This window comes from Moorena producens 3L, assembly GCF_000211815.1.
Classification (GTDB): Bacteria; Cyanobacteriota; Cyanobacteriia; order Cyanobacteriales; family Coleofasciculaceae; genus Moorena; species Moorena producens.
The window spans coordinates 135749-143837 of sequence record NZ_GL890930.1 but is presented as its reverse complement, the minus strand read 5'-3'; the positions used below and the strand labels follow the sequence as shown (position 1 = coordinate 143837).

5 protein-coding genes are annotated in these 8089 nt (G+C 45.5%); all 5 read right to left on the bottom strand.

The features are described from left to right. Positions 1-231: 231 nt before the first annotated feature. Positions 232-2400 (bottom strand): GumC family protein, encoded by a 2169-nt coding sequence (locus LYNGBM3L_RS17250; protein WP_008185824.1) that lies wholly within the window; start codon positions 2398-2400, stop codon positions 232-234. Positions 2401-2632: 232 nt separating this feature from the next. Beyond that, positions 2633-3997: a polysaccharide biosynthesis/export family protein gene (locus LYNGBM3L_RS17245; RefSeq protein ID WP_008185823.1), complete on the bottom strand. Its 1365-nt coding sequence runs from the start codon at positions 3995-3997 to the stop codon at positions 2633-2635. 244 nt (positions 3998-4241) lie between these two features. Next, positions 4242-5072, bottom strand: coding sequence for a cyanoexosortase B system-associated protein (locus tag LYNGBM3L_RS17240; protein ID WP_044493607.1), 831 nt, complete (start codon positions 5070-5072; stop codon positions 4242-4244). Positions 5073-5206: 134 nt separating this feature from the next. Next, a complete protein-coding gene (gene crtB / locus LYNGBM3L_RS17235; protein ID WP_008185821.1) occupies positions 5207-6094 on the bottom strand; it encodes a cyanoexosortase B in 888 nt (295 codons plus the stop codon). Positions 6095-6097: 3 nt separating this feature from the next. Next, entirely contained in the window at positions 6098-7267 is a 1170-nt protein-coding gene (locus LYNGBM3L_RS17230; protein WP_008185820.1) for a DegT/DnrJ/EryC1/StrS family aminotransferase, read from the bottom strand. Positions 7268-8089: the final 822 nt, after the last annotated feature.

Sequence of the window (8089 nt, the reverse complement as noted above, 5' to 3'; positions counted from 1 at the left end):
TCAGGGGTTGGGGGTGGGTTTGACCCAAATGTAAAAAACCTACCCAAGTGAGCTACTCCCTACTCCCTACTAAATTCGCCCATTCTCGATTCTAAATTCTAAATTCTAAATTCTAACTTCTAACTTCTAACTTCTAACTTCTAAATTCCCCACACCTCCCACACCTCCCACACCTCCCACACTTCCCTATCTTTCCCGACTCCCGATTCCCGACTCCCGATTCCCGACTCCCTAGTCCCTACTCCCTACTCCACTAGTAACTTTATGGTTCTCTGCTGGGGTTTGAGCCACAGGAGTATCTACCGCTGAATACCCCCTCCCAGTATCCACCGGAACAGGGGGTTGTAGCTGCTTGATATCGTTGATAACTGCTCCCAACAGTACCTCGTTTTCATCTAACTCTTCGATTACCTGAGATAAAATACTTCCCTGGGTATAGCCTGGTCGAGTAACTAACACAATCCCATCAGTAAATGGTTGTAGTAATAGGGCATCATTACAACGGGAGAGACTAGGCGAATCAACTACAACAAAATCAAAGCGACCACGAGCATCTTCCAGCAAATGCTTCATTTCACTCGATTCTAGGATCCCCGCAGCTTTGCGCAGGGGCCCAAGACTAGGGAGAATGTAGAGATTTTCAAAATCTTGGGCTAAATGAATACATTCACTCTTAGAGCCATAGAAGCGCAAAGGTTCCAGTGGAGCGTCCATCAGGTGAATCACTTCTTGAGCTTGAGCTACAGAATGCGATCGCAAATCCCCTTCTACCAACAGAGTACGCATACCGGCTTGGGCAGATGCGATCGCTAAATTGTAAGCCACGATCGTCTTTCCTTCATTCCCTGCCGTACTAGTCACCAACACCACTTTTACCGCAGGTTCCTCCCGCAGACGAAGATTAGTGCGGAACCGTTCGTAGAACTCCAACTCCAAAGCCTCTGGTTGGGTTATTATCGCAGCTTCACCCCGGTAGGACTTGAGGCCGATTGTCGGTAAATCCCCCAGTAATGGCACACCATTGTCCCGAAGTATGGGCTTAACATCCTCTGGCGTGTATAAAGTATTATCCAGGGTTGATAGCAGCAGAATCACACCAGCACCTACAACAATACCGATTACACCACCTATTGCCAAAGTAACGATCGGATTACTTTCTGTCTGGGCCTGAAGTGCTCTCGGTTCTGAAATCCCAGCGATCGCAAGACTACTCTCAGTCTCCGCCTCTGCTATTTTGCTATCTGCTAATGCCGCCTGCAACCGATTGTAAAATTCCTGCTTAAAAGCAACTTGCTGAGCCAGTCGCCCTCGCTCCAGCTGCTTATTGGGCAGCTGCTGATATTGCTGTCTTAGTTCTTTTTCCGTTCTTTGGGTAGCTGCCAACTGCCGTTGAAGTGATTCCCGCTGGGTTTGCAGAGCTACCAACTGATTAGCCAGTGCCTGCCGTGCTGGGTCCAGGGTACTGTCTTGGCGGATTTGACTGGGCAATGGAGAGGTAAACCCATTACCACCGAGAACTTCAGCCGCACGTGCCTGAAGTAAGGTCTCATAAGTCTGTTGCTGTTTGCGCAACTCAATCATAGTTGGATGTTGCGGACGCAACTGCCCCTTGAGCAGTTCCATCTGTGTCTCAGTATCCAGAATCTGAGCTCGCAGACTAGCAATAATCGGGTCAGCACTAAGGGCAGAAGACGTGTAAGCTTGGTCAGGGGTCAAACCTAGCCGTTCGATTAGGCTAGAATATTGAGCCTCAACCCCCTCTAGCTGTATCTCGAGACTACGTTGTTGCTGTTGGCTACCAGTAATTCCACCCACTAACGTCCCATCTTGAGCAGCAAATAAAGCTGGTCCTTGTAGGCGGTCATACTGTTCCAGTTTTTGTTCCGCTTCCCTTAGTTCCGCCTCCGCCTTAGGTAAACGTTCTTCTATCACTTCAATAATCCGTCTTAGTTGTGATGTGTTGATAAAACGGCTCTGTTCCACCATTTTCTTCATCAGCATGTCAACGATGGCTGCAGAAATTTCCTTATTCTTATCCCTATAGATTACCGAAATAAATTGTGCTCCTTCTGCTTTTGGCAATTTCACCTGTGTATTTTTAACAATGTCTTTGGAGCTGACTTGCATCCCAGCTGCTACTTCCTTCACCACATTGTCTGCCAGCAGCGTTCCCTGTGTCAGCACTTGTTTACCTTGTTCTGAAATCTGTACCCCTGTCTGGGAAAATACTTTCACAGGAGTGGTATATATCAAGCGACCTTCAGCTCGGTAAATCGGAGGTGGCGTTGGCTGTATAGCCACAATCCCGGATATGCCAGTAATCAGGAAAAACGTGGCAAAGCCGATTAACTTATGCTGATTGAGAGCAATCAGGTAACGTGTGACAAAAGGGGGAGTCATAAGTTGTTTCCGCTATTGTTAAGGCAGCAGTCATAGAAAAATCCTGTAGCCTATTCCTATTTTTACCGCTGAGTCAACAGGGACTCTGAGCACCAGTTACAAACCGAGACAGGTAGTGGAGTTTTCTGTCCATTCATTAAGGTATCCGGAGATTTTCGTGCTGTCGATGGAAAAGCTAACACACCAGGGGAGAGGTACCATGGATTTCTGCTCCTGTCATACCCAAACCTTATCAAAACAGTTCTGGTATTTCCTCAAAAAACCTCCGGAATCCCAGAAAATCGTTGAAGGGTCGAGTCACTAGACTCAGAGCGGCAGAAATCTTAGCAACAAGACTTCGACCCACCACGATCACATCTTCATCTTGAAGTGGCACGTTTTGGGAAACATCACCCTTTAGTAGCTTTTCTCCGTCTAGTTTTTGAGTCACCGCTTTGCCCTGTTCTGGATCAAAACGAATTAAGGCAATGCTATCCAAGTCAGCATCATCTGGGTTAGGAGAAATTGCTGTTAAGGCATCAATAAACGTACTACCATTAGCTAATGTCAAGTTGCCAATCGTCCCATTAGGATAGCTCAACACTCGAACGCTGATTTGTTGTTGAGCTAGGTTAGAACGAGCTACCAGCTGCCTATCATAATCGGTAGTATTACCCACCTCCAACTTTCGCACAATAATAGCATCCCCATCCCGGAGGTTCAATTCCGATGGAGTTGTCCCATTTTGCAGCGGTGTCAGCAAGTCAATTTCTCGCTCAATGATAGAATTATTCACCACCGACTTACGACGAATCAAAATAGTCCGCAAATCAGCAATGGTAGTCGTACCACCCGCAGCAGTAAGGGCTTGATTCGGTTGAGTTCCTGCTGGCAGGGGGTAATAGCCTGGTCGAAACACCTCACCACTCACCGTAATCTGAACAGCCGGTGTACTCAGTAGGCTCACAACTACTTCAGGATCAATCACAAATTCATTTAAGACCTTTTGAATTAAATCTTGAGCCGCCTCTAGAGTAAGTCCCACCACTCGTAGCTTACCGAACAGCGGTACCACAATATTTCCGTCAGAATCAATAGCACTTTGAAAAGCCAGATTCGGAAAGTTTGTCACACTCACTGCGATTACATCTTCTCGCCCTAGGTAGTGGCGATTAAATTCATCAGATGGACTCACCTGTGACAGAGTCTCTGGGTAGCCCAAAGGAGGTAACATTTCCTCCAACTGTTCCAATGGATTCTCCTCTGAGACCGGTTCAGGGTTGCTCAACGGTGGTGGCGGTGGCAACGTTTCCGTTACCTTTATGGTCTCAGGAGTGGTCTCAGGGGTGGTCTCAGGGGTTTCCAGTTCAGTCCTTTCCCTTTCCCCTGATTCAACAGTTTCCGTTGTTTCCCGTTCCATGGAACTAAACGTAGGCAACTGAGCGCGATCGCTAATCCCATCCCCAAGATTTTGCACCGATGTCGGTAAATTTCCGACAAGCTTAGCCCAACCAGGGCTAAGCCAGACTCCAGAACTAACCAGCCATAATAATACGGTACCCCCAAACAAAGATAAAGTAAGAACTTGGTTGCCAAACCTGTGGGTGTCAGTTGTCATGTTCCAATGGTCAAATATAATCTCAAGTCTGAAATCTCAAGTCTGAAGTGGCAAGTCTAAAATGATAAGTCTGAAGTGGCAAGTCTGAAGTGGCAAGTCTGAAGTGGCAAGTCTGACGTTTAACTTCTAGTTGTGGATAAACTTTTTAGTCAACCCTAAGTGTTCCAGCAATAAATCCATTTCATCCTTTATCCTTGATCCCTCATCCTTGAGCCTTCATCTTGAATCCTTCATTCTTCATCCTTCATCCTTGAGCCTTCATCTTTGATTGTTGATCCTTCATACTTTGTATACTACTAGCTTCCTCAGCCAAAGGATCGCTCATCAAAGCAGTTTGAATCATTTTACTGAGAGATTCGGCTATTGGCCTAGAATTTTCAATATCACCCAAAGGTTCTATGGGAATTTGGATATTCACCGCAACCCAAGGCACCCGTTTGCGATGTAACTGGGCCAGTTGATCAACCCAGAACCAACGGCTAGGAGCAGGATTACCACCCTCTGGCCAGGCATACCATTGTACTATCGCGAAGGTTTGCCGCTGATTCCAGGCACGAAAGAAACGGGCGTTAACAACACTTTTGGGGTGGCTTTTGGGCTTGGTTGTGATGGTCGGATCAGCCTGGGTCTTCCCCTCAACATCAGATGTGTTGACCACAAACTTGATTTGGCTATAAGAATCGATCTTCCATTGTCCCGATCTTTGTCTCATAAATCCGCTAATATCTTCCCATTCTACCTGTGGCTGGGATTTAGGACCATTTTGGGGAAGCAAAAATAACCACACTGGTTTTTGTTGATCCTGCTCTATGAACTGCAAAGACCATTTATGGCCGCCAATCCTGATGGTTTGTTGCTTAACAGTTTGCCAGTCAGATAGTTCTATTCCTGTCTTGCGGATAGCTTTTATCTTTTGGAGGTTAGTCACTGGTGGCAGTTTTGCCCAAGGCCAGTTTCCTGTCCAGTAACCCGGTACTGCTCCCATTATTACCAAGACTAACAGCAACACCAGTAAGACTCCCCTGGAGATTTGCCAGGGCTGGATTAACTTTATTAAACTTACTGATTTCATCATTCTATAGCCTTTATCAGACTTATGAGGTACACATAATTTTTTTCCCTATTCCCTGTTCCCAGATCCGCTGTTCCCTAAAATCCCAAAATTGTGTACCTCACCCAATTAAAAACTATAACGTTTAATCTTCATTGTTAGCCAAGGGAGTCAAGTTTGGTGTCTGAGGGAAAGTATTTTTCAATGAACTTCATTAATAGAACCAGCATCACTAACATCATGGCTGAATAGAGGTCACCGCCCCAGCTTTCATGGAGCCAATGAAATGCGTTATCTTGTCCACTGCCATGGAAAAAGGTAAGCACACTATTGCGGACAATATTAGCACTAACACTTATAACCACCGCACCAGATAACAGCCAAATAGTCTTTAGGCGTGACTCAATAGCACCGCTCCAGTAAAGCAACATCAAACTCACATACAGGCAAGTAAATAACATCTTAAGACCAGCACAGTGGGGCGCTACCTCAACAATTCGTTCACTTACGAACAAGTTAATCCCTTCCAGTCTGACATTCATCCCAAACTGAGTCAGAATAAAGGCAGCCATGGCAGCAATAAAGCGTTGTAGGGGCAAGATATAAGGTTCAATCAAATAGGGAACTGCTGTTGGAGTTGCCAAAGCCACTAGCAGCAGGGGAAAACTTTGTAGCTTAAAGCCACCAATCCCTTTTAACCATAGGCTCATACCAGCTAAAACCATGGGAAACGATAAATTTACCAGTTCTGATTGACCGCTAAGATAGCTTACTGCTCCAATTATCAGTAAGACTACACCAAAGGGATGGGCTGTATCAGTCAGCTTATGCCACCGTCGTCGGTTCGTCCAGACAATATGGGCAGCAAACGGTAGCCCAATCAAACCATGGCTAAAGTATTCATGGGTAATGCTGATACTTTTGTTGAGCCAGCCATTATACCAATGCATCAGCACAGGACCATAAATAATGACTAGTAAAACGATGATACAACCGTCCAGTAGATAGCGATCAATGGCAATAGGAATTTTGCGTCCAATTTGCATAGTTTAATGATTAATAACTAATGGCTCAAGCACGCCTAATAAATTAGCTAACCCATCAACAACCTGCTCAATCTGCTCCTTGCTCAAGTTGGGATAAATTGGTAGAGATAAAATCTCATTGCACAGAGCTTCGGCATGGGGAAAGTCACCGGCTTGATATCCCAAGTATTTGTAAGCTGGCTGGAGATGGCAAGGAATTGGATAATGAATACCGGTTTGAATTCCCACTGAGGCCAGAGCATCCTGGATGCTCTGTCGGTTAAAGGGACATTGTTGACCCACCCTAATCACATAAAGGTGGTAGACATGACCTGACCCGCTGTGGTTTTCTATGGGCACAATCCCGTGACCTTCCAAAGCCTTGAGTAGATTGTCGTACTGCCCAGCTGCCCAGTAGCGTGACTGGTTCCACTCAGTCAAATAAGGCAGTTTGACATTGAGGATAGCAGCTTGTAACGTGTCTAAACGGCTATTTTTGCCGATATCGGTATGAAAATATTTGCGAGGTGCCCCGTAATTGCGAAGCGATCGCACTTTTTCTGCCACAGTAGCATCATTAGTGATTACCATGCCACCGTTACCAAAGGCACCCAAGTTTTTACTGGGGTAGAAACTAAATGCTGCCGCCTTGCCCACAGAACCAGCATAATAATCCTCTCGCTGTGCTAAGTGAGCTTGTGCTGCGTCTTCAAAAATCAGTAAGTTGTGGGCATCAGCAAATGCGATTAACTCACTCGGGGATACCATCTGACCGTAAAGGTGCACAGGGACAATTGCCTTGGTTTTGGCTGTAATGGCTTGTTTGGCAATATTGAGATCAATTAGGGCAGTAAGGGGGTTGCAATCCACCAAAATTGGCGTAGCACCAGCAGCTATGATCCCAATCACTGTAGCGATAAAAGTGTTAGCAGGACAAATCACTTCATCCCCAGCACTAATGCCACAGGCTTGTAATCCGAGTGCGATCGCATCGGTGCCAGATCCCACCCCGATACCGTATTGGACACCACAAGCAGCCGCAAATGCTGTCTCAAAATTCATCAAGGCTTTACCAAGAACAAAATCTCCCTGCTGCACTACAGATTGAATTGCCTGGTCTAGCTCAGTTTGAATAGGTCGGTGTTGTTGAGCTAGTGAAACGAAGGGAACTTTGACCGGAACTTGGTAACTCATCTATTTGTATAGGAATTGATAGTACACTGTATCAGGGTTAACAGCAAAGATTCACATCATTCTTCTCTTCTTGAATGTAAGTCGAATTCCACATGAGTTAACACACTATAACTGTCAAGATTTCGTAAAGTTTTAGCCACTGGTAGGAGTGAGGAATTGGGGCTTTGACCATAGCAGAAGTTCACTGACTCTCGGAACATGGTATATAGATAAAGCGATCAGCCAATGAGGTGTAAGCTTAAGAGTTTTCGTGGTTTGTCCGCCATTGTCCCATCCCCGGTTTACCCATCCCTACCGTTCTTGATTACAGCGTTCCCAAAACCATCGTGGCATGACACATCATCACCAAAAACCATCAAACATCTTACCCAAAAGTGGGCTTTTACTTTACTTTAGGGGGAATTGGGTAAGATTTTATGGTTCTGAATTCCTCTGGTTTACCAAACTTAGTCATGAAGGAGTGCTGAGTACAGAGTGTGGTGAATATCCCCTGCTGACCAATCCGGTTGCTTCGCGCTTATTCGTTGGACTAAGCACCGTGCTGTTGCGGACGCTTATTTTTGTAAGCCTGGGTCTTATCTTCCCTTTTCTTTACCATTTCTTCACAAATTTCTTCACAAAGTCTTTACTGATTTTTTATTTTGGGCTAACCACTTAAGTCAAGATAGTTAGGAGACCCCTTTCCTTGATAGCCTGATTCCAAATCCATGTTTATAGCCCCCTATCTTGATGCACTAGCTGATGGGGGTTTCCACATTATTTACCAAAACTAGCTCCTAGGTAGGTAAGGGATTTCAGATTTCTCGATAGAGTGTTATAAGA

What these genes read in the sequence shown, in the direction of transcription:
- LYNGBM3L_RS17245 (WP_008185823.1), bottom strand. Translation starts at nt 3,997, where the DNA reads ATGACAACTGACACCCACAGGTTTGGCAACCAAGTTCTTACTTTATCT.
- LYNGBM3L_RS17230 (WP_008185820.1), bottom strand. Translation starts at nt 7,267, where the DNA reads ATGAGTTACCAAGTTCCGGTCAAAGTTCCCTTCGTTTCACTAGCTCAA.
- crtB (WP_008185821.1), bottom strand. Translation starts at nt 6,094, where the DNA reads ATGCAAATTGGACGCAAAATTCCTATTGCCATTGATCGCTATCTACTG.
- LYNGBM3L_RS17240 (WP_044493607.1), bottom strand. Translation starts at nt 5,072, where the DNA reads ATGATGAAATCAGTAAGTTTAATAAAGTTAATCCAGCCCTGGCAAATC.
- LYNGBM3L_RS17250 (WP_008185824.1), bottom strand. Translation starts at nt 2,400, where the DNA reads ATGACTCCCCCTTTTGTCACACGTTACCTGATTGCTCTCAATCAGCAT.